Source organism: Pseudomonas lactucae (assembly GCF_036688725.1).
Taxonomy (GTDB): Bacteria; Pseudomonadota; Gammaproteobacteria; order Pseudomonadales; family Pseudomonadaceae; genus Aquipseudomonas; species Aquipseudomonas lactucae.
On record NZ_JAQQPT010000021.1, the window covers coordinates 121,391 to 141,635 of the forward strand.

The following is a 20,245-nucleotide window of genomic DNA, read 5'->3' on the forward strand; positions in this document are numbered from 1 at the left end:
CAGCATAGGCCAGGAGCGCGCGGACCACTAGGCGGCAATCTCTTGAGGCTTGTTGCGTAATTGGTGATTTCGCCAGGTCATCGGGTTGACGCCTTCGCTGCGGGTGAACATGTGGCAGAAATGCGCCTGGTCGCAGAACCCGCACTCCAGGCTGATTTGCGTCAGGCTCAGGGACGATTGGGTGATCAACTCCTTGGCGCGCTGGATGCGCTGCTGGCGAATCCACTCCTGGGGCGACAGTCCGGTGGTGCATTTGAATGCGCGGGAAAAATGGCTGCGCGACAGGGCGCAGGCCTGGGCCAGGTCGGCGATGGCCAGGCTTTCGCCGAGATTGGCCAGGATCAGTTGCTTGGCGATGCGTTCGCGCCGGGGGCATAGGCCGCCGGTGGTGGGCAAGCGAGGGGCACAGTACTCAAGTCGGGCCATGACAGATATCCGCAGTCGATGGGAGCGTTCCCGGTGAATGGATCCAGTGTAGATGGCGCCAATCTTGTTGCCGGACCGTCCGGCTGACGAGTTAATCGTTGTTAATTTCGCCAGGTGCGGTGCTGGAAAAGACAGCACAGGCATGCAATCGCCGGCGCGTCATGCGTGCTTATCTGGCGACCTGATAACCGTTTGGATACCACCATGAACCGTAACGACCTGCGCCGCGTCGACATGAACCTGCTGGTGATTTTCGAAGCCTTGATGTTCGAGAAGAACCTGACCCGGGTCGCCGAAAAACTCTTCATGGGCCAACCAGCGGTGAGTGCGGCGTTAGGGCGCCTGCGTGATCTGTTCGATGACCCGTTGCTGTTGCGCAACGGGCGAGGCATGGAGCCCACGCCGCGTGCCGTGGCGATACTCAAGGAGCTGCAACCGGCCATGGACACCATTTCAGGCGCGGTCAGCCGCGCCAAGGATTTCGACCCCTCCACCAGTTGCGCGGTGTTCCGCATCGGCCTGTCCGACGACGCCGAGTTCGGCCTGTTCCCGCCATTGCTCAGTCAATTGCGTGAGGAAGCACCGGGCATCATCGTGGTGGTGCGCCGCGCCAATTACCTGTTGATGTCATCGCTGCTGGCCAGCGGCGAGATTTCGGTGGGGGTGAGCTACACCACTGAACTGCCGGCGAACGCCAAGCGCAAGAAGCTGCGCGATATCCCGTGCAAGGTCCTGCGTGGCGATGACGGCGTTGAACCGTTGACCCTGGACGATTACTGCGAGCGGCCACACGCAATGGTGTCATTCTCGGGCGACCTGAGCGGCAATATCGATCTCGACCTGGCGCGCATTGGCCGCGCGCGGCGAGTGGTGTTGGCGGTGCCGCAATTCAGCGGACTGCGGGCGTTGCTGGCGGGCACGCAGATCATCGCGACGGTGCCCGATTATGCGGCGTGTGCGTTGACCGAAGGCACGGCGTTGCGCGCCGAGGACCCGCCGTTCGCGATCGAGGCGGCGGAGTTGTCGATGGTGTGGAGCGGGGTGCATGACAACGACCCGGCGGAGCGGTGGTTGCGGGCGCGGATTTCGGAGCATATGGCAGGCGTGGTCTGATTGCGCAAATAGCCGCTGCTGCGGTCACTCACGGTGATCTTGGATCCGACCGATTCTGCGTATCGAGCGCGGTCAAATGTGGGAGGGGCGGTGCGACGATTCGACTTGCCCCATTGGCCCCCCCATCTTCCCCGGAATTGGCTATTTCTCCCGCCCCCACCGGTGACTAACCTAGCCACCAATCCCACCCTACCGGAGAAAGCACCATGCAACCGCGTACCGATTTCTACAGCGCTTCCCCTGATGCCATGAAAGCCATGCTCGCCCTGGAAGCCGCCGTCGGCAAACTGTCCATCGAGCTGCCCTTGTTGGAACTGATTCGCCTGCGTGTCTCGCAGATCAACGGCTGCGCCTTCTGCCTCGACATGCACACCGCCGATGCGCGCAAGGGTGGGGAAACCGAGCGCCGCCTGTACACCTTGTCGGCCTGGCGGGAGACGCCGTTTTTCACCCCACGTGAACGCGCCGCACTGGCCTGGGCCGAGAGCCTGACCCTGATCAGCCACACCCATGCACCGGACGAAGATTTCAATGCACTGGCCGCCGAGTTCAACGCCCAGGAGCAGATCGACCTGAGCGTGGCCATCGCCACTATCAACAGCTGGAACCGCTTGGCGGTGGGGTTTCGCAAAATGCCCAAGTAACCGATCAGAAGTTGACCGAGGCACTCAGGCGTGCCGTCAGCGGCGCGCCCTGGAACAGGTAATCATCGCCCATGTATTCGCCCGCGTCGCGCCAGTAGCGCTTGTCGAACAGATTGTCGACGCTCAGGCGAAATACCGTTTCATAACCGTCGATTTTGGTGGTGTAACGGCTGCCGACATTCACCACGGCATAATCCCCCACCTCCACATTGCCGCTGCGGTTGGCGTACTTCTTGGCGCTGTATTGCACGCCGCCCAGCACGGCCAGGCCGTTGAACCACGGCAGGGCATAGTCGGCGTACACACTGGCGCGCAGCTTGGGGACGTTGATCGCCTGGTGTTCTTCGTAGGCCGGCGTGCCGCTGCCGCTCACGCGGGCGCGAATCGCCGCCACGCTGGTGGCGATCTGCAGACGCTCGGTGGCCCAGCCGTTGGCCGACAGTTCCAGCCCGGTGTTTTTCTGTTCGCCCTGTTGCACATAGGTGAAGTTGCCGGCGCCATCCGGCTTGGCGTACTGGTAAGCCTGGCGCGTCTGGAACACGGCAGCGGCGAAGCTGATGCGGCGCCAGTCGTATTTGACCCCGGCTTCGATCTGCCGTGAGGTGGTCGGCGCCAGGGTGTCGTCCGCGTTGCTGGCGAACCATGGCGCGGTGCCGCCCAGGGACAGGCCCTTGCTGTAGCTGGTGTAGAGCGAGATGTTTTCCACGGGTTTGTAGATCAGCGAGGCCTGGGGCAGGAACACGTATTGCCGGGTGTGGCGGGCCTCGTCGCCGGTGCTGTCGAAGGCCTGTTCATCCAGGCGCACTTCGCGGCCGCCGAGCAGGGTTTGCCATTGCTCGTTGAAGCGGATGCGGTCGGTAACGAACAGGCCGTACTGGCGGCTGTCGAGGCTGCGGTGACTGGCGTTCAGCGGGACGTCGGTGGGCGCGAACGTCGGCGCATCGGCGTCGATGTTGCCGCTGCCGAGCCACTCGTTGACCGCCTTGCGCTTGTCGATCACCCGGCGAAATGCACTGGTGCCGAAGGTCAGTTCATGGCCTATGCCTGCGGTGTCGAACAGGCCGGTCATGGCGGCCTGGACTTCATCGTCACGGCGGGTGTCGTCGGGGCTGCGGTAGTCGTAGATGTCGTAATTGCCCTGCGGGGTGAAGGTGTTGCCGACACCGCTGGTGTCACCGCCCCAGGCAAACGCACTGTAATCATCGATCACCACCTTGCTGCGCGCGGCGCTGACACTGCCTTTCCACTGGTCACTGAAGCGATACTCGAAACTGCCGTTGAGGTTCAGCGAGTCGATGCCGACCTGTTTGGACCCGCTCTGATGGCCCAGCAGTTTTTTCGGCGAGGCGTCATGGGGCACTTCGGTGCCACCGAGCAATTGGTAGCCCGGTACCGAGCGCTGTTGTTTGTTCTGGTACTCGGCGTCGAGCTTCAGCACGGCGTCTGGGCTGATGTTCCAGTCGAAGGCCAGGGACACAAAGTCGCGCTGGCCGTTGGCGTGTTCCACGTAGGAATTGAGGTCTTCATGGGCTACGTTGGCGCGCAGGCCGAATTGCTGCTCGCTGCCAAACCAGCCGCCAACGTCAGTGGCGATATAGCCGCTGCCGCGATCATCGCTGGAGACCGTTACCGAGCGCACATCCTCCGGGCGTTTGGTTACGTAGTTGATCACGCCGCTGGGTTCGGAGATCCCGCTTTGCATGCCCGCCAGGCCCTTGAGCACTTCCACCTGCTGTTTGTTTTCCAGGGCGACGTTCTGTTCGCCAGTGATGGTGCGCCCGTTGATCTTGTAGCTGCTGGCCGCGTTCAGGGAGAACCCGCGCACCACGAAGTTCTCGTAGTAGCCAATCGGCGCGTAGCTGTCGCCCACCGACGCGTCGTTGCGCAGCACTTCGCTGAGCAGGCGCGCCTGCTGGTCCTTGATCAGTGCGGCGTTGAGCACGGTGATCGACGCCGGGGTATCCAGCAGTGGCGCCTCATTGAAGCCGCCGACGGAGGCGGTGTCCGTGCGATAACCCGATTCATCCTGGCCCTGGACGTTCACCACCGGCAGTTCGAGGCTTGCCGCGAGGCTGTTGCCGATCCCACCGCTGAGCAGCAGGCCGAGGGCCAAACGTGACGTGACGACAGGACGAAAACGCAAAACCATGGGAGCAGTGCCTTAAAGCGCGGGGGCGGGGGGCGCATAAGCTAGGCATTCGCGCGCACTTTTACAAGTTCGCCAGGATCATTTGGCCGAGATCACCGGGGCTTTGATCGTTCCCACGCAGAGCGTGGAAACGATCGTAATCGCCCTCAGTGTTTACCCGGCATGTCGATGCCCAGCTGATTGACGCGCCTGTACAGTGTTGCACGTGAAATCCCCAACGCCTGCGCCGTCGGCAACGGCTTCCAGCGGTGCCGAATCAACGCATCCAAGACCACCTGGCGTTCCGGGCTGACGCTCGGTTCAGCCGGCGCCTCGACCTGCTCGCCCCGCACCTCCACCGGTAAATCCGCCAGTTGCAGCGTACCGCCCTCACACACCGCGCAGGCATACGCCAACACATGGCGCAGTTGCCGCACATTGCCCGGCCAGGCATAACCCAGCAGTCGTTCCAGCGCGGCCTGGCCGATGCCCGGCGACACGCCGCTGGTACGCGCCTCCTGCTCCAGCAGCCGGTTGATCAACGCCAGTTTGTCGGTGCGCTCGCGCAAGGGCGGCAGGCAGAAACGCGCGCAGCCGAGGCGAAAGTACAGGTCTTCGCGAAAGCGCCCCTCGTTGACCAGCGCCGCCAGGTCGCGGTGGCTGGCGCAGATCACCTGGATATCCACGGTACGGGTCTTGGCCCCGCCCAGCGGCGCCACTTCACCCTCGGCCATCACCCGCAGCAAGCGCGTTTGCAAGGCCAGGGGCATGTCGCCGATTTCATCCAGGAACAATGTGCCGCCATCGGCCTGCACCAACAGGCCCGGCATGCCTTTGCTGGACGCGCCGGTAAAGGCCCCGGCCACGTAGCCGAACAGCTCGCTTTCGATCAGGTTTTCGGGAATCGCCGCGCAGTTCACCGCCACAAAAGGGCCGTCCCGCCGGGCGCTGCGCTCATGCAGTTGGCGGGCGAAGACTTCCTTGCCCGCGCCGGTTTCCCCCTGCACCAGCACCGGCAGGTTACGGTCCTTGACCCGCACGGCCAGGCGCAGATGCTCATCCACACGCGGGTCGACCTCGGTGTTCGGCAGTGCTCGTGCTTGCGCTCGCCGTGGCGTGTTGACCCGTACGTGCAGGGCTTGCGATTGCCCCCGCCAGCACAGTTGCCGGGTCGACTGGTCGGTGACCGCGCGCAACGCGTCCAGGTCGAACACCTCGCCGATATGCTCCGGCACTTGCCCAAAGCGCAGGCGCAGGGCCTGGCGCGCCTTGCTGTTCAAGGCCAGCAGGCGTCCGTCCTGGTCCCACGCCAGCAACAGGTCGGGCTGGCTGTCCACATAGCCCGGCGTGCTGTGCGCCTGCAGTACCCAGTGCTGGCGAGCGCTGTGCATGAAGAAGGCGTTTTCGATGGCCTGGGCACTCTGCGCCACCATCTGCCGCACCAGATGCTGGCTTCGCCGGTCATCCGGGGATTTGAGCGCCGAAGCGTCCATCACGCCCAACAGGTTGCCCTGCGGGTCGAAGATCGGCGCGGCGGAGCAGGTCAGGCCGATGAACGCCGCGCGAAAGTGGTCGCGCTTGTGCACGGTCACGGCGGCTTTGCTGGTGAGCACGGTGGCCACGCCGCAGGTGCCTTCTTCGGCTTCCGACCAGCAGGTGCCCAGGTACAGGCCGGCCTTGCGGCAGTCGCTGCGAATCGCCGTGTCCACGCGGTGGTCGATGGTCTGGCCCTGGGCGTCGGTGAGCATCACGCAGTAATCGGCTTGGCGCACACGGTGATGCAACTGGCCTACGGCTTCACTTGCAATGCGCATGAACAGTTCGGCGCGTTCGCGGCATTCCTTGAGCACAGGTTCGGTGAGGATGCGGGGCCCTTGCAGCGAGCCAGGGTCCAGGTGGTGTTGTTCCATGGAGCGGCGCCATGAATCGAAAATCAACGCCGGCACCGGCGCCTGAGGCAGGCGTTCGGCATTGCGGACCACGCGACTGACGCAGTCGACGTGCTCTCTGGAGTTCACGGCGAGCATAAGGCCTCCGGTTCTCGATCTTTGTTGTTATGCCCGCCATTAAGCGCCCATGGACGCACAGCGGCAAGCGCGCTCTGACCAGGGGCCGGGGGTGAGACGCAGCGTCTCACGGAGGCCGAGACGCAGCCGGCACGCTGCAATGGCCGGTCTCATTCTGCGCTGCGGCGACGCCTGCGTACAACCGCGCGGCACTGCTCTGGATCAACGCTTTGCCAGATTTTTCGGCGGTTTGGCACAGGCTGTGCTGAAGCGGTTACAGCTGGCCGCGGCCAGCCTTCTGTGTGTCGAGACAACCGGAGAACAACAAGATGTCCACTCACCTGTCCACCGATCAATTGCTGCATGCCTACACCGTGATGCGCACCATCCGTGATTTTGAAGAACGCCTGCACGTGGAATTCGCCACCGGCGAGATCCCCGGTTTCGTGCACTTGTATGCCGGCCAGGAAGCCAGCGCCGCCGGGGTCATGGCCCACCTCAATGACGAAGACTGTATCGCCTCCAACCACCGTGGCCACGGCCATTGCATCGCCAAGGGCGTGGACGTGTTCGGCATGATGGCCGAAATCTATGGCAAGAAAACCGGGGTATGCGGTGGCAAGGGCGGCTCCATGCATATCGCCGATCAGGAGAAGGGCATGCTCGGCGCCAACGGTATTGTCGGTGCTGGTGCACCGTTGGCCGCCGGGGCGGCGCTGGCCTCCAAGCTCAAGGGCAGCCAGGGCGTGGCCGTGGCCTTTTTCGGCGACGGTGGCTCCAACGAGGGCGCGGTGTTCGAGGCGATGAACCTGGCCGCGATCATGAAACTGCCGTGCCTGTTCGTCGCCGAGAACAACGGCTATGCCGAAGCGACCGGCTCCGGTTGGTCGGTGGCGTGCAAGGACATCGCCGAGCGCGCCGTGGGGTTCGGCATGCCTGGCGTCATTGTCGATGGCAACGACTTTTTCGCCGTGCACCAGGCGCTGGGCGTGGCGGTGGAGCGTGCGCGCAACGGCGAGGGGCCGACCCTGGTAGAGGTCAAGTTGAGCCGTTTCTACGGTCACTTCGAGGGCGATGCGCAAACCTATCGTGGCGTTGACGAAGTAAAAAACCTGCGTGAATCCCAGGATTGCCTGGTGCTGTTTCGCACGCGTTGCCAAGCCGAAGGTTGGCTCGACGCCGGGCAGTTCGAGCGCATCGACGGTGAGGTGGCCCAGTTGATCGAAGACGCCGTGCGCCTGGCCAAATCCGATCCCAAGCCCCAGGCCGCTGACTTGCTCAGTGACGTCTACGTCGCCTACCGCTCATAACAATAATCTTCGGAGAGAATTTCATGGCTCGCAAAATCAGCTATCAGCAGGCAATCAACGAAGCCCTGGCCCAGGAAATGCGCCGCGACCAGAGTGTGTTCATCATCGGCCAGGACGTGTCCGGCGGCACCGGTTCCCCCGGTGAGCAGGACGCCTGGGGCGGTGTACTCGGTGTGACCAAGGGCCTGTACCCGGAGTTTCCCGAGCGCGTACTCGATGCGCCGTTGTCCGAGGTCGGCTACGTCGGCATGGCCGTCGGCGCCGCGACCCGTGGCATGCGCCCGGTGTGCGAGTTGATGTTCGTCGACTTCATCGGCTGCTGCCTCGACCAGTTGCTCAACCAGGCCGCCAAGTTCCGCTACATGTTCGGCGGCAAGACCACCACGCCGTTGGTGATCCGCGCCATGTACGGTGCCGGGCTGCGCGCCGCCGCCCAGCATTCGCAGATGCTCACCTCGATGTGGACGCACATTCCCGGCCTCAAAGTGGTGTGCCCGGCCACGCCTTATGACGCCAAGGGCATGCTGATCCAGGCGATCCGCGACAACGACCCGGTGATCTTCCTCGAACACAAGATGCTCTATAGCCTCCAAGGCGAAGTGCCGCAAGAGCTCTACACCGTGCCGTTCGGCGAAGCCAACTTCGTGCGCGAAGGCCGTGACGTGACCCTGGTGACCTACGGGCGCATGGTGCATATCGCCCTGGAAGCCGCCGCGAACCTGGCGCGCCAAGGCATCGACTGCGAAGTGCTGGACCTGCGCACCACCAGCCCCCTGGACGAAGACAGCATCCTGGAAAGCGTGAAAAAAACCGGGCGCCTGGTGGTGATCGACGAGTCCAACCCGCGGTGCTCCATCGCCACCGACATCAGTGCGCTGGTGGCGCAGCAAGGCTTTGCGTTCCTGCGTGCGCCGATAGAGATGGTCACCGCGCCGCACACCCCGGTGCCGTTCTCCGATGCGCTGGAAGACCTGTACATCCCCAATGCCGCGAAGATCGAGGCCGCTGTGCTGAAGATTGCCGACAAGAGGACTGCCGCATGATCCATACCTTGACCATGCCCAAGTGGGGGCTGTCGATGACCGAAGGTCGCATCGACGTCTGGCTCAAGCAACCCGGTGACCGGGTGGAGAAGGGCGAGGAAGTGCTGGATGTGGAAACGGACAAGATCTCCAGCAGTGTCGAGGCGCCGTTCAGCGGCGTGTTGCGCCGGGTCTTGGCGTTGAGCGACGAGACCTTGCCGGTAGGCGCGCTGCTGGGGATCGTGGTGGAAGGCGAGGCCAGCGAGGAAGAGATCGATGCGGTGATCGAGGGTTTCAACGCCGGGTTTGTCTCAAGCAGCGCCGAGGCCGAAGCCACGGGGCCGAGTGCGCAAAAGGTCGAGGTGGGCGGGCGCTTGTTGCGCTATCTCGACCTGGGCGAGGGCGCTACGCCGTTGGTGCTGGTGCACGGGTTTGGCGGCGACTTGAACAACTGGCTGTTCAACCAACCGGCCCTGGCCGCCGAGCGCCGGGTGATCGCCCTGGACCTGCCGGGGCATGGCGAGTCGGGCAAACTTCTGCAAACGGGTGATGCCGAGGAATTGAGCCAGGCGGTGCTGGCGTTGCTCGATCACCTCCAGCTCGAGCGCGTGCACCTGGCCGGGCATTCCATGGGTGGGTTGGTCAGCCTGACGCTGGCCAGCCAGGCGCCGGAACGGGTCGCTTCATTGATCCTGATCGCCAGCGCCGGACTTGGGGTGGATATCAACGGCGACTATCTGCAAGGGTTCGCCGCCGCGAATAACCGCAACGCGCTCAAACCGCAACTGACCCAACTGTTCAGCGACCCGGCGCTGGTCACCCGGCAGATGCTGGAGGACATGCTCAAGTTCAAGCGGTTGGAAGGGGTGGATCAGGCGTTGAATCAGCTCAATGCCCAGTTGTTTGAAGGTGGGCGCCAGCGCCTGGTTTTGCGCAACGTGGTGGGGCGGCAACCGAGCCTGGTGATCTGGGGCGGTGACGATGCAATCATCCCGGCCGGACATGCCGAGGGGCTGCGGGCCCAGGTGGAAATCGTGCCGGGGCAGGGGCATATGGTGCAGTTGGAGGCGGCGGAGCACGTCAACCAACTGATCGCCACCTTCCTGAAAACCCAGCCTTGAAATGCGGCTAATGTGGGAGGGGCCCCTCCCACATTTTCAAAGTGAGCGCTTGAGGGTTTCGCTGGGCAGTTCCTTGAACAACGCGCGATAACTGTTGGAAAACCGCCCAAATGCCAGAACGACCAATTCATCGCCACCTCGGCCACGGTCGTTCCGGTACTGCTCAGCAACTCCCGCCGCGCGCCATTCAGGCGCCGCAAGCGCAACCACTGCGCCGGGCTCATCCCGGTGTAGGTCTTGAAACCCTGCTGCAACTGGCGCAAAGGCGCGCCGACAATCTGCGCCAGTTCCAGCAGGTTGACGGTTTCATCCGGCGCATCCGCCGCCCATTCGCCGATGCGCGCCATCAACTGGCGCTCGTCACTGCGCTTTTGCAATGCGCTGCGATCCAGGCCCACACAGGCGTTGTCGAGGATGAACAGGCAGTCGTCGAGCAGTTGCCGGGTGAGGCAAACCGGGTCGACGACCGTGGACAAGCGCGTCAGCGTGCCACTGAGCCAGCGGCTGAACAGCGCGTTCTGCTGGCAGGTCAGCGGGGCCATGAACAGGCCTTCCAGCCGGCTCATATCCAGGCCGTGGCGCTGTACGAATTGCGGCCCGAATACCACGGCCACTTCCCGGTAGTTTTCCGGCGTGATCCAGGTGTTGCGGCTCTCACCATTGAGCAGATACAGCGCGTTGTCGCTGCCATCGAAACAGAATGCCAGCGAGCCCGGCGGCGCATTGAAATGCTGCTCGACGCGGGTGTTCATGCACTCTTCGTACACCTGCACCCCCTGCAGGTCGAGGTAACGGATGCGTCCGGCAAAATGCCCAGGCGACATCTGTTGGTACTGCTGTACCCAGCCGGGTGTCGCCCTGCATTGGGCGGCCACATCACCGGTGGCGAAGGCCTGTACGCGCAAAGCGGTTGCCTGTGTCATGGAAAATCCGTGCGCACTCTATTGGTGCGTTGTGCTGCGTGCAAAGTGGATAGATGCCGTTTGTAAGCTGGCCCAAGATAGACCTCAATGCGCCGCAAGTACAAGCCGGCGGCGCATCCATCCCATGACGAGGTCCTTATGAACGCCCCCTTCGATCAGCTGTCCGCCTGGCTGAAAGAACACAAGATTACCGAAGTCGAATGCGTGATCAGTGACTTGACTGGCATCGCACGCGGCAAGATTGCGCCCACCAACAAGTTCCTGCATGAGCGAGGCATGCGCCTGCCGGAAAGTGTGTTGCTGCAAACGGTGACCGGGGACTTTGTCGACGACGACATCTACTACGACCTGCTCGACCCGGCGGATATCGACATGGTCTGCCGCCCCGTGTCCAACGCCACCTATGTGGTGCCCTGGGCCATCGAGCCTACCGCGATTGTGATCCACGACACCTTCGACAAGCAGGGCAACCCCATCGAGCTGTCGCCGCGCAACGTGCTGAAAAAAGTCCTGCGGCTGTATAGCGAGCAGGGCTGGCAGCCGACTGTCGCGCCGGAAATGGAGTTCTACCTGACCCAACGCTGCGAAGACCCGGACCTGCCGCTGAAAACCCCGGTGGGCCGCTCCGGTCGCGCCGAGACGGGGCGCCAGTCGTTTTCCATCGATGCCGCCAACGAATTCGACCCGCTGTTCGAAGACGTCTACGACTGGTGCGAAGCCCAGGGCCTGGACCTCGATACGCTGATCCACGAAGACGGCCCGGCGCAGATGGAAATCAACTTCCGCCACGGCGACGCGCTCGACCTGGCCGACCAGATCACGGTGTTCAAACGCACCCTGCGCGAAGCCGCGCTCAAGCACAACGTGGCCGCCACCTTCATGGCCAAACCGGTGGCCGACGAGCCGGGCAGCGCCATGCACCTGCACCAGAGCGTGGTCGACAGCGCCACCGGCAAACCGGTGTTTGTCGACGCCGACGGCAAGATGAGCGAGCTGTTTTTGCATCACATCGGCGGCTTGCAAAAATACATTCCCACGCTGCTGCCGATGTTTGCGCCCAACGTGAACTCGTTCCGGCGTTTTCTGCCCGACACCTCGGCGCCGGTCAACGTTGAGTGGGGCGAAGAAAACCGCACCGTCGGCCTGCGCGTGCCCACGTCCAGCCCCGATGCCATGCGTGTGGAGAACCGTCTGCCGGGCGCGGATGCCAACCCGTACCTGGCGATTGCGGCGAGTTTGCTGTGCGGCTATCTGGGCATGATCGAGCGGATCGAACCCAGCGCGCCGGTGGAAGGCCGCGCCTACGAGCGTCGCAACCTGCGCCTGCCGTTGACCCTCGAAGACGCGCTGGCGCGCATGGAGGCGTGCGACACGGTCAAGCAGTACCTGGGCGACAAGTTCGTGCGTGGCTATGTCGCGGTCAAGCGTGCCGAGCACGAGAATTTCAAGCGGGTGATCAGTTCCTGGGAGCGGGAGTTCCTGCTGCTAAGCGTCTAAAAAACCAATAAAGGGGTGTCGACATGCGTCTTGTGAACAAGCTTCTCCCGCTGGCCCTGGTGGCCGCTTTCAGCAGCACCAGCGAAGCGGCACCAACGGTGAGCGTCTACAACTGGACCGATTACATCGGCGAGACCACCTTGGCCGATTTCCAGGCCAAGACCGGGATCAAGGTGATCTATGACGTGTTCGATTCCAACGAAACCCTGGAGGGCAAGTTGCTGGCGGGCCGCACCGGGTATGACGTGGTGGTGCCGTCCAACCACTTCCTGGCGCGTCAGGTGAAGGCCGGGGCGTTCCTCAAGCTCGACCGGGCGCAGTTGCCCAACTTCAAGAACCTCGATCCAAAACTGCTCGCGCTGCTGGAGAAGAACGACCCCGGCAACGCGCACTCGGTACCGTACCTGTGGGGCACCAATGGCATCGGCTATAACGTCGACAAGGTCAAGCAGGTGCTGGGCATCGACCATATCGACTCGTGGGCGGTGCTGTTCGAGCCGCAGAACATCAAGAAGCTCAACCAGTGTGGTGTGGCGTTTCTCGACTCGGCGGACGAGCTGTTCCCGGCGATCCTCAACTACATGGGCAAGGACCCGCGCAGTGAGGACCCCAAGGATTACCAGGAAGCTGAAGCCAAGCTGTTGACGCTGCGGCCGTACATCACCTATTTCCATTCGTCCAAATACATTTCGGACCTGGCCAACGGCAATATCTGCGTGGCCTTCGGCTATTCCGGCGATGTCTTCCAGGCGGCCAACCGCGCCAAGGAAGCCAAGAACGGGGTGAACATCGCTTATTCGATTCCCAAGGAAGGCTCCAACCTGTGGTTCGACCTGTTGGCGATTCCCGCCGACGCCGGCAACCTCAAACAGGCCCACGCGTTCATCAACTACCTGCTCGACCCCGAGGTGATCGCCAAGGTCAGCGCCTCGGTGGGGTACGCCAACGCCAACCCGGCGGCCAAGGCCTTCATGGACCCGGAACTGGTGAACAACCCTGAGGTGTATCCGCCGCAGGCAGTGCTCGACAAACTCTATATCTCTACCACGCCGACACCGGCGACCATGCGCCTGATGACTCGCGCCTGGAGCACAGTGAAGACCCACAAATGATGCAGTCCAACGACCACGTCCGGTCCTATTACCGGGCCACGGCCAATGCCATGCCCGAGCGCCCGTCACTGACCGCTGACCTGAGCGCCGATGTGTGCGTGGTCGGCGCGGGTTTTACCGGGATCAACACCGCCATCGAACTGGCCCAGCGCGGGCTCTCGGTGATTGTGCTGGAGGCACGGCGTGTCGGCTGGGGCGCCAGCGGACGCAATGGCGGGCAGTTGATCCGCGGCATCGGCCACGATGTGTCGGGGTTTGCCAAGTATGTTGGCGAGGAGGGCGTGGGTTATTTGCAGCGCGCGGGGATCGAGTCGGTAGCGCTGGTGGGCGAGCGCATTCGTGAACATGGGATCGACTGTGATCTGCGTTGGGGGTTTTGTGAGTTGGCCAATACACCCGCGCAATTTGCCGCGTTCAAAGACGAGCAGGAAAGCCTGGCGGCCCTGGGGTACGTCCATGAAACCCGGCTGGTCGGGCCACAGGATATGCAACAGGTGGTGGCGGCCGATATCTATGCCGGTGGCTTGGTGGACATGGGCTCCGGGCACTTGCACCCGTTGAACCTGGTCATGGGCGAGGCGCAGGTGGCCGAGTCCCTTGGGGTGCGGATTTTCGAACACACCGAAGTGCTGGAACTGATCCACGGCGACAGCGTGCAGGTGCGCTGCGCCGGCGGCACGGTGCGCGCCGCCCACCTGGTACTGGCCTGCAATGCGCACCTGGAAGCGCTGGAACCACGGTTGAACGGCAAGGTGCTGCCGGCGGGCAGTTACATCATCGCCACCGAGCCCTTGTCGGTGGAACGGGCCAGTCAATTGATTGCGCAAAACCTGGCGCTGTGCGACCAGAAAGTCGGCCTGGATTACTACCGTCTCAGCGCCGACCGGCGCCTGTTGTTCGGTGGCGCCTGCCATTATTCGGGGCGCGATCCGGCGGACATCGCCGCGTACATGCAGCCCAAACTGCTCAAGGTGTTTCCGCAATTGGCCGACACCGCCATCGAGTTCCAGTGGGGCGGCAAGATCGGCATCACCGCAAATCGCTTTCCCCAGGTGGGGCGGTTGAAGCAATACCCGAACGTGTTTTACGCCCAGGGCTATTCCGGACACGGCCTGAACGTGACCCATTGGTGCGCACGGCTGCTGGCCGAGGCGATTCACGCCGGTCACAGCCCGGGCCTGGATATCTTCAGCCAGGTGCCGCACATGACCTTTCCCGGCGGCAAGGCGCTGCGTTCGCCGCTGCTCGCGTTGGGCATGTTGTGGTATCGGTTGCGGGAGTTGATGCATTGAAGCGCCAGCCATGGCAGGCTGGCTGACGTTTTCCCAAGATTTTTGGAGAGTTATCGTGCCAACAGCATCAGCAATCATTGAAATCCCAGTATCGGCCGATCAGGTCTGGCAATTGGTCGGCGGCTTCAACAGCCTGCCGGATTGGTTGCCGCTGATCGCCAAGAGCGAGCCAGGTGAGGGCGGTCGCGTGCGTCACCTGACCACTGCCGACGGCGGTGTGATCGTCGAGCGCTTGCAGACCTTTGACAATGTGGCGCGCACCTACAGCTACACCATCGAAGAGTCGCCGTTTCCGGTGAGTGCGTACCTGGCGACGTTGCAGGTCGAGGCGTTGACGGACGCGTCGGCGAAGGTGACGTGGTCCGGTGTGTTCACCCCATCGGCGGGCACCACGGAGGCGGCGGTGGAAGAGTTGTTCGCCGGTGTTTACAAGGGTGGGGTTGAGGCGTTGCGGGCGAATTTCTGACCTTGCCCGAAAGGCTCTGGAGGTCCGATGTGGGAGGGGGCTTGCTCCCCATAGCAGAGGTTCAGTCACAGCAGTATTGACTGATCTTGCGCTATCGGGAGCAAGCTCCCTTCCACATTTAGGGCTGTGGTGTTCTCAGGCTTCAGGCATCAACTGCTGGCGGCACTCCAGCACCAACCGTGCTCCGCCTTGCTCGCTGCTGCCCACCTCCAGCTTGAACCCATGCAGGTTGATGATCGCCGCCACGATCGACAAGCCCAAGCCGAACCCGCCTTGCTGGTCGCCTTCATCCACGCGGTAAAACCGTTGGAACACCGCCGCACGTTCCGCCACCGGGATGCCCGGCCCGGAGTCGTGCACTTCGATGCGGGTGCTGCCGGTATCATTGAGCCCACGCAAAATCACCGTGCCCCCCGGCGGGCTGAACTTGATCGAATTGCTCAGCAGATTGGACAGGGCTTCGAACAGCAGCGCGCGGTCGCCGGTGATCCAGGGCAGGGACTCCGGCGTCTCCAGTACCAGCTGCAGCTCGCCTTCCTCGGCCAACGGCAGGTAAAAGTCATGCAGCTCGCGCAGCAGCGGCAGCGGGTCCATCACCAGAAAACCCGAGCGGCGCTGGTGGTCTTCCAGTTCCGAGATTCTGAGCAGGCCACGAAAGCGCGCCATCAGGGTGTCGGTCTCGGCGATGGCGTCGTCCAGTTGCAGGGCATGGGGCGACTCGGTATCGGCCTGTTGCTTGATCCGGTAGAGGTGTGCCCGCAGGCGGGTGAGCGGGGTGCGCAGGTCGTGGGCGATGTTGTCGCACACGCCCTTGACCTCGTTCATCAGCTTTTCGATGCGGTCGAGCATGGCGTTGACGATGGCCGCGAGCATGTCCAGTTCGTCACGCCGGTTCGACAGCGGCAGACGGTGGGTGAGGTCGCCGGCGACGATGGCTTCGGCGCTGGCCTGGATCCCGCGGATACGCCGCAACGGCCGGCGACGCAGCAAATGCCAGCCGGCGGCGCCGGGGATAATGGTCAGCGACAATGCCCACAGCAGCGCATGCCAGATGATACGCGTCACGCCGAACAGCGAACCGTTGGCGCGCACCAGCACCAGCCAGCGGCCGTCGTCGGTGTGGGTGGCCACGGCGTCGCAGCTGTCCTTGGGCAGTTTGGGGTCGTCGGAATCGACGCAGTTGGCCAGCGCGTGGATCTTGCCGTCCAGGGGCAGGTCGGGCGGGATCGCGCGGATCGGCCCGCTTAACGGGTGGAATTGTTCGTCGAACAGGCCGTAGGCATCCACGCCTTTCATGTCGAAGGTCATGCTGGTGGTCAGCGCTTCCACCAGTTCTTCGCCGTCGAAGCGTTGGAACAGGTGCTGGCGCTGCAGCAGCGAATGGCGCGACAGGTCGCCCAGGTAACCGGACACCTCGTAATACAGCACCCCCATCAGGATGCAGCTCCAGGCCACGAACAGCGAACTGTACAGCGCCAGCAAGCGGCTGCTGGACGAACGCCAGCCCTTAGAGGGGTTCAGCAATGACATAACCGGAGCCTCGTACCGTGCGAATCAGCGGCGTGAGGCCCGGTGGGTCGATCTTCTTGCGCAAACGACCGATGTGCACGTCGATCAGGTTGGTGCCGGGGTCGAAGTGATAGCCCCAGACTTCCTCGAAGATCATCATCCGCGACAGGATCTGCCCGGTGTTGCGCATCAGGAATTCGAGCAATTTGTATTCAGTGGGCAGCAAGGTCAGGGGCTGATCGGCGCGGCTGGCTTCGCGGCTGATCAGGTTCAGTTCCAGGTCGGCCACGCGCAGCGCGGTCTCGAACTCCTTGACCGTGCTTTTGCGCCGCAGCAGTACTTCGACGCGGGCGGCCATTTCATCGGAGGCGAACGGCTTGGTGAGGTAGTCATCACCGCCGGCGCGCAGGCCGCGCACGCGCTCGTCCACATCGGAGAGGGCGCTGATCATCAGGATCGGCGTCGACACGCCAATGGTGCGCAAGGTGGTGACGATGGCCAAGCCATCGAGTTCGGGCAGCATGCGGTCGAGGGTGATCAGGTCGTAATCACCACTCACCGCACGGACCAGGCCCTCGCGGCCGTTGTCCACCCAATCTACGTCCAGTCCATGGCTACTGAGCTCGGCGACGATCTCGCGAGCCGTTACGGCGTCATCCTCGATGGTCAAAATGCGGGTCATAGGATTACCTGGTGAGCGATTCGCACTAGAAGTACGCGTATTTTGCCAAGAAATAGCTGAACGCTTCCTAAATAAAACTTCATGTGTTCAGGGGTAACTCGGTTTTTATGGCGGACACCCTCAATCAGAGCGGTGTCCGGGGCGAGATTGCATTACGCCCGCCCAAAACCGTGGTTTCTTGCAACTTGCATGGGTTGGGTAAGTTCAATTTAGTTAAGTGACTGAAATCTAAGTATTTTTATTTGTTTTGTGACTGGCATGGTGCCTGCAATTTTGAGACGCGTACCGTCTTTTTCCTGCCAGGAGCACAACAACAATGATCACAACCACATCCACACTGCAAGCGTCGAGCACGCACTCCGGGGTTTCCTGGGGGGCGATCTTTGCCGGGGCCGCCGCGGCGGCTGCATTGTCCCTGATCCTGGTATTGCTGGGCTTCGGCCTGGGCTTTTCGGCCGTGTCGCCGTGGGCCAACAGCGGTATCAGCGCCAAGGGGCTGGGTATTTCCACGATTGTCTGGCTGGCATTCACTCAGATCGTCGCTTCAGGCCTGGGCGGTTATATCGCCGGTCGCCTGCGCGTGAAGTGGGCCAACATGCATGGCGATGAAGTGTACTTTCGCGACACCGCCCACGGCTTTCTGGCCTGGGCGGTCGCCACGCTGGTAACGGCGACCCTGGTGGTCGGTTCGGTCAGCAGCGCGGTGGGCGGCGGCGTGCAGGCCGGCGCCAGTGTGGTATCGGGTGCGGCACAGGCGGCCGGTACGGCGGCGCAAGGCGTGAAGGGCGATGACTATGGCTACTACGTCGACAGCCTGTTCCGCGATGACCGTCCCGTGGCCGTCAGCGACGACGCCGCACACGGCATGGTTGCACGCATTTTCACCCGCACCCTGAGCAACGACGGCCAACTCGCCGCCGAAGACCGCGCCTACCTGGCCCAGTTGATCAGTCAGCGCACCAACCTCAGCCAGGCCGACGCCGAGGCGCGTATCGACAAGGTCTACGGTGACGCGCGCAAAGCGGTTGAAGACGCCAAGCTTAAAGCCAGGCAAGCCGCTGATACGGCTGCCAAAGTCGCTGCCTATACCTCGCTGTGGACCTTTGTCGCACTGCTGATCGGCGCCTTCTTTGCCAGCTTCGCCGCGACCTTTGGTGGCCGTCGCCGCGATGCCGTGGTGTACGTCGAAACCGAAACCTACGTTCGTTAATTCAAGGTCCATCATTCAAGGAGAGCATCATGCGTTCATTACTTCTGTGGTTCCTCGGCGTGCCGATCCCGGTGATCATCCTGATTGCGATCTTCATGCATTGATTCCGGGCTGAGCTCGGTCACAGGGGAGGGGGCTTGCTCCCTCCCACCTGTTATCTGCGGTGTGTCCGGTAATCAGTCGTCGAATCCGACCTGTTCGTGAATCTCATCCACCTTCAACTCCAACCGGTACGCCACCGCTATGAATAACGCCTGGCACAGGCACAAGGTGGCGCTCAACGAGCGGAAAGCAAACGACGACCCTTCATTTACCAGCAGCACCGCGTTCGCCCGCTTGGCCAGGGGCGACAGGTTGCTGTCGGTGATGATCAGGGTCTTGGCCTGGTGGTGCTGGGCGATGCGCAGGCAGTGCTGGGTCTCCTTGCCGTAGGGCGTAAAGCTGATGGCGATCACCAAGTCATTGGCGCGCACGCTGCGCATCTGCTCGCGGTAGCTGCCGCCCAGCCCCGAGATCAGGTGGATGCGTTTGTTGGTGTGCTGCAGGTTGTAGACCAGGTAGTCCGCCACCGCAAAGGAGCGGCGTACGCCGACCACGTAGATGTTGTCGGCGTTGACCACCAAGTCCACGGCTTTCTCGAAGGCCACGTCATCCAGTTCCAGCCCCAGGCGCTCGATGCCCGAGAGTGTGGCATTGACGCACTCTCGCGCCAGGTCGCCGCCGCTGGCCTTTTGCGATTTGTTGGCGATCATGCTGCGGATGCGTTGCTGGTAGTTCTGTACCGGCGTGGTCTTGTGGGTGTAGGCCTCGCGAAACAACGCCTGCATCTCACTGAACCCACTGAACCCGAAACGCTGGGAGAACCGCACGATGGCCGAGGGGTGCACTTCGCATTCACGGGCGATGTCGCTGATGCGGTCGACCATGATCCGGTCGCTTTGCTGGCTCATGTAGCTGGCGATGCGTTTGAGTTGGCGGGGCAGGCTTTCGTATTCGTCGGTGATCAGCTGCAACAGGCGTTCGGCATTGATCGGAGGGCTGGCGGGGGGGGCTTCCAGGGTGGTCTCGGGATCGGTGCGGGACATGGGCAATCCTTCTGGCGTGTTCGTCTGATGCGCTGATGGGTGGCGCAAGTCTACAGGGTAGGCGTAAAAAAATACCCCGGCATCACGGCCCCCGTGGCCTGCTGAAACGATGCACGGTGGCTGGCGTGCCATTATGCCGGCTTATTGGAAAAAATATTCCACTAAAAATAATTCTGGAATAAATATTGATTGGTGTCGCTGAACGTTCTAGTCTGCTCCCCACCAAGAGCGTTTGCCGTCGCCACGGCGGCACAACGCAGGCTGATAAAAATAACAGGAGCCAGCATGGGCCAGACTCGTTTTGCCAGTGGGCGTCAATTGGATCTGATTTGCCTCGGGCGCCTGGGCGTCGACCTCTACGCACAGCAAGTGGGTGCGCGGCTTGAGGACGTATCCAGCTTCGCCAAGTACCTCGGCGGATCGTCCGCCAACATCGCCTTCGGCACCGCGCGGCTGGGGCTCAAGTCGGCGATGCTCAGCCGTGTGGGCGACGACCACATGGGGCGTTTCCTGGTCGAATCCCTGGCCCGCGAAGGCTGCGACGTCAGCGGTATCAAGGTCGACCCGGAACGTCTCACCGCGCTGGTGTTGCTGGGCCTCAAGGACCGCGAAACCTTCCCCCTGGTGTTCTACCGCGAAAACTGCGCCGACATGGCGCTGCGTGCCGAGGACATCAGCGAAGCCTTCATTGCCTCCAGC

General features: G+C 62.7%; 17 protein-coding genes and 1 pseudogene. 11 read left to right on the forward strand and 7 right to left on the reverse strand.

The window, feature by feature from the left end; translation table 11 throughout:
- Positions 1-27: 27 nt before the first annotated feature.
- Positions 28-426, reverse strand: a complete 399-nt coding sequence (locus tag V6M90_RS23175) for a helix-turn-helix domain-containing protein (protein ID WP_042944555.1) — start codon at positions 424-426, stop codon at positions 28-30.
- 204 nt (positions 427-630) lie between these two features.
- On the opposite strand from V6M90_RS23175, the gene V6M90_RS23180 reads away from it, so the two are divergent.
- Both V6M90_RS23180 and V6M90_RS23185 read left to right on the forward strand, forming a co-directional pair.
- A complete protein-coding gene (locus V6M90_RS23180) occupies positions 631-1,539 on the forward strand; it encodes a LysR family transcriptional regulator (protein WP_141064465.1) in 909 nt (302 codons plus the stop codon).
- Between the two features lie 206 nt (positions 1,540-1,745).
- Complete coding sequence (locus V6M90_RS23185; RefSeq protein WP_078732868.1) at positions 1,746-2,183, forward strand: carboxymuconolactone decarboxylase family protein; 438 nt, start codon at positions 1,746-1,748, stop codon at positions 2,181-2,183.
- Between the two features lie 4 nt (positions 2,184-2,187).
- Here the strand turns inward: V6M90_RS23185 and V6M90_RS23190 are convergent, their stop codons facing one another.
- Positions 2,188-4,332: a TonB-dependent siderophore receptor gene (locus tag V6M90_RS23190; RefSeq protein ID WP_332847192.1), complete on the reverse strand. Its 2,145-nt coding sequence runs from the start codon at positions 4,330-4,332 to the stop codon at positions 2,188-2,190.
- A 146-nt stretch (positions 4,333-4,478) separates the two neighbouring features.
- A complete protein-coding gene (locus tag V6M90_RS23195) occupies positions 4,479-6,338 on the reverse strand; it encodes a sigma-54-dependent Fis family transcriptional regulator (protein WP_332847193.1) in 1,860 nt (619 codons plus the stop codon).
- Positions 6,339-6,646: 308 nt separating this feature from the next.
- On the opposite strand from V6M90_RS23195, the gene V6M90_RS23200 reads away from it, so the two are divergent.
- Genes V6M90_RS23200 through V6M90_RS23210 form a run of 3 tightly spaced genes read left to right on the forward strand, consistent with a single transcriptional unit; the run spans position 6,647 to position 9,770 of the window.
- Positions 6,647-7,627, forward strand: coding sequence for a thiamine pyrophosphate-dependent dehydrogenase E1 component subunit alpha (locus V6M90_RS23200; protein ID WP_078732874.1), 981 nt, complete (start codon positions 6,647-6,649; stop codon positions 7,625-7,627).
- Positions 7,628-7,650: 23 nt separating this feature from the next.
- Complete coding sequence (locus V6M90_RS23205) at positions 7,651-8,670, forward strand: alpha-ketoacid dehydrogenase subunit beta (protein WP_332847194.1); 1,020 nt, start codon at positions 7,651-7,653, stop codon at positions 8,668-8,670.
- Positions 8,667-9,770 (forward strand): acetoin dehydrogenase dihydrolipoyllysine-residue acetyltransferase subunit, encoded by a 1,104-nt coding sequence (locus V6M90_RS23210; protein WP_332847195.1) that lies wholly within the window; start codon positions 8,667-8,669, stop codon positions 9,768-9,770. The genes V6M90_RS23205 and V6M90_RS23210 overlap by 4 nt, the downstream gene beginning before the upstream one ends.
- 36 nt (positions 9,771-9,806) lie before the next feature.
- Here the strand turns inward: V6M90_RS23210 and V6M90_RS23215 are convergent.
- Positions 9,807-10,693: pseudogene (locus tag V6M90_RS23215) on the reverse strand (helix-turn-helix domain-containing protein).
- A gap of 138 nt (positions 10,694-10,831) precedes the next feature.
- On the opposite strand from V6M90_RS23215, the gene V6M90_RS23220 reads away from it, so the two are divergent.
- From V6M90_RS23220 to V6M90_RS23235, 4 genes are read left to right on the forward strand one after another with little or no spacing between them, the layout of a single operon-like run.
- A complete protein-coding gene (locus tag V6M90_RS23220) occupies positions 10,832-12,190 on the forward strand; it encodes a glutamine synthetase family protein (protein ID WP_332847196.1) in 1,359 nt (452 codons plus the stop codon).
- A 23-nt stretch (positions 12,191-12,213) separates the two neighbouring features.
- Positions 12,214-13,302: a polyamine ABC transporter substrate-binding protein gene (locus V6M90_RS23225; protein WP_003173523.1), complete on the forward strand. Its 1,089-nt coding sequence runs from the start codon at positions 12,214-12,216 to the stop codon at positions 13,300-13,302.
- The gene (locus V6M90_RS23230) at positions 13,299-14,594 is read left to right on the forward strand and encodes an NAD(P)/FAD-dependent oxidoreductase (protein WP_141064457.1); all 1,296 of its coding nucleotides are present in this window, start codon (positions 13,299-13,301) and stop codon (positions 14,592-14,594) included. The genes V6M90_RS23225 and V6M90_RS23230 overlap by 4 nt, the downstream gene beginning before the upstream one ends.
- Positions 14,595-14,649: 55 nt before the next feature.
- Positions 14,650-15,060 carry an SRPBCC family protein gene (locus V6M90_RS23235; RefSeq protein WP_042945706.1) on the forward strand — a complete coding sequence of 137 codons (411 nt, stop codon included), beginning with the start codon at positions 14,650-14,652 and terminating at the stop codon, positions 15,058-15,060.
- 135 nt (positions 15,061-15,195) lie between these two features.
- Here the strand turns inward: V6M90_RS23235 and V6M90_RS23240 are convergent, their stop codons facing one another.
- Positions 15,196-16,590 carry a sensor histidine kinase gene (locus tag V6M90_RS23240; RefSeq protein ID WP_003173526.1) on the reverse strand — a complete coding sequence of 465 codons (1,395 nt, stop codon included), beginning with the start codon at positions 16,588-16,590 and terminating at the stop codon, positions 15,196-15,198.
- Positions 16,568-17,251 (reverse strand): response regulator transcription factor, encoded by a 684-nt coding sequence (locus V6M90_RS23245; RefSeq protein WP_003173528.1) that lies wholly within the window; start codon positions 17,249-17,251, stop codon positions 16,568-16,570. The genes V6M90_RS23240 and V6M90_RS23245 overlap by 23 nt, the downstream gene beginning before the upstream one ends.
- Before the next feature lie 316 nt (positions 17,252-17,567).
- On the opposite strand from V6M90_RS23245, the gene V6M90_RS23250 reads away from it, so the two are divergent.
- Entirely contained in the window at positions 17,568-18,461 is an 894-nt protein-coding gene (locus tag V6M90_RS23250; protein ID WP_332847197.1) for a hypothetical protein, read from the forward strand.
- 176 nt (positions 18,462-18,637) lie between these two features.
- Here V6M90_RS23250 and V6M90_RS23255 read toward each other — a convergent pair whose 3' ends face one another.
- Complete coding sequence (locus tag V6M90_RS23255) at positions 18,638-19,546, reverse strand: MurR/RpiR family transcriptional regulator (protein ID WP_003173530.1); 909 nt, start codon at positions 19,544-19,546, stop codon at positions 18,638-18,640.
- Between the two features lie 285 nt (positions 19,547-19,831).
- Between V6M90_RS23255 and V6M90_RS23260 the strand changes: the two genes are divergently transcribed.
- The coding region (locus V6M90_RS23260; RefSeq protein ID WP_332847198.1) for a PfkB family carbohydrate kinase at positions 19,832-20,245 on the forward strand (414 nt) is incomplete at its 3' end.

What these genes read in the sequence shown, in the direction of transcription:
- V6M90_RS23175 (WP_042944555.1), bottom strand. Translation starts at nt 426, where the DNA reads ATGGCCCGACTTGAGTACTGTGCCCCTCGCTTGCCCACCACCGGCGGC.
- V6M90_RS23180 (WP_141064465.1), top strand. Translation starts at nt 631, where the DNA reads ATGAACCGTAACGACCTGCGCCGCGTCGACATGAACCTGCTGGTGATT.
- V6M90_RS23185 (WP_078732868.1), top strand. Translation starts at nt 1,746, where the DNA reads ATGCAACCGCGTACCGATTTCTACAGCGCTTCCCCTGATGCCATGAAA.
- V6M90_RS23190 (WP_332847192.1), bottom strand. Translation starts at nt 4,332, where the DNA reads ATGGTTTTGCGTTTTCGTCCTGTCGTCACGTCACGTTTGGCCCTCGGC.
- V6M90_RS23195 (WP_332847193.1), bottom strand. Translation starts at nt 6,338, where the DNA reads ATGCTCGCCGTGAACTCCAGAGAGCACGTCGACTGCGTCAGTCGCGTG.
- V6M90_RS23200 (WP_078732874.1), top strand. Translation starts at nt 6,647, where the DNA reads ATGTCCACTCACCTGTCCACCGATCAATTGCTGCATGCCTACACCGTG.
- V6M90_RS23205 (WP_332847194.1), top strand. Translation starts at nt 7,651, where the DNA reads ATGGCTCGCAAAATCAGCTATCAGCAGGCAATCAACGAAGCCCTGGCC.
- V6M90_RS23210 (WP_332847195.1), top strand. Translation starts at nt 8,667, where the DNA reads ATGATCCATACCTTGACCATGCCCAAGTGGGGGCTGTCGATGACCGAA.
- V6M90_RS23220 (WP_332847196.1), top strand. Translation starts at nt 10,832, where the DNA reads ATGAACGCCCCCTTCGATCAGCTGTCCGCCTGGCTGAAAGAACACAAG.
- V6M90_RS23225 (WP_003173523.1), top strand. Translation starts at nt 12,214, where the DNA reads ATGCGTCTTGTGAACAAGCTTCTCCCGCTGGCCCTGGTGGCCGCTTTC.
- V6M90_RS23230 (WP_141064457.1), top strand. Translation starts at nt 13,299, where the DNA reads ATGATGCAGTCCAACGACCACGTCCGGTCCTATTACCGGGCCACGGCC.
- V6M90_RS23240 (WP_003173526.1), bottom strand. Translation starts at nt 16,590, where the DNA reads ATGTCATTGCTGAACCCCTCTAAGGGCTGGCGTTCGTCCAGCAGCCGC.
- V6M90_RS23245 (WP_003173528.1), bottom strand. Translation starts at nt 17,251, where the DNA reads ATGACCCGCATTTTGACCATCGAGGATGACGCCGTAACGGCTCGCGAG.
- V6M90_RS23250 (WP_332847197.1), top strand. Translation starts at nt 17,568, where the DNA reads ATGATCACAACCACATCCACACTGCAAGCGTCGAGCACGCACTCCGGG.
- V6M90_RS23255 (WP_003173530.1), bottom strand. Translation starts at nt 19,546, where the DNA reads ATGTCCCGCACCGATCCCGAGACCACCCTGGAAGCCCCCCCCGCCAGC.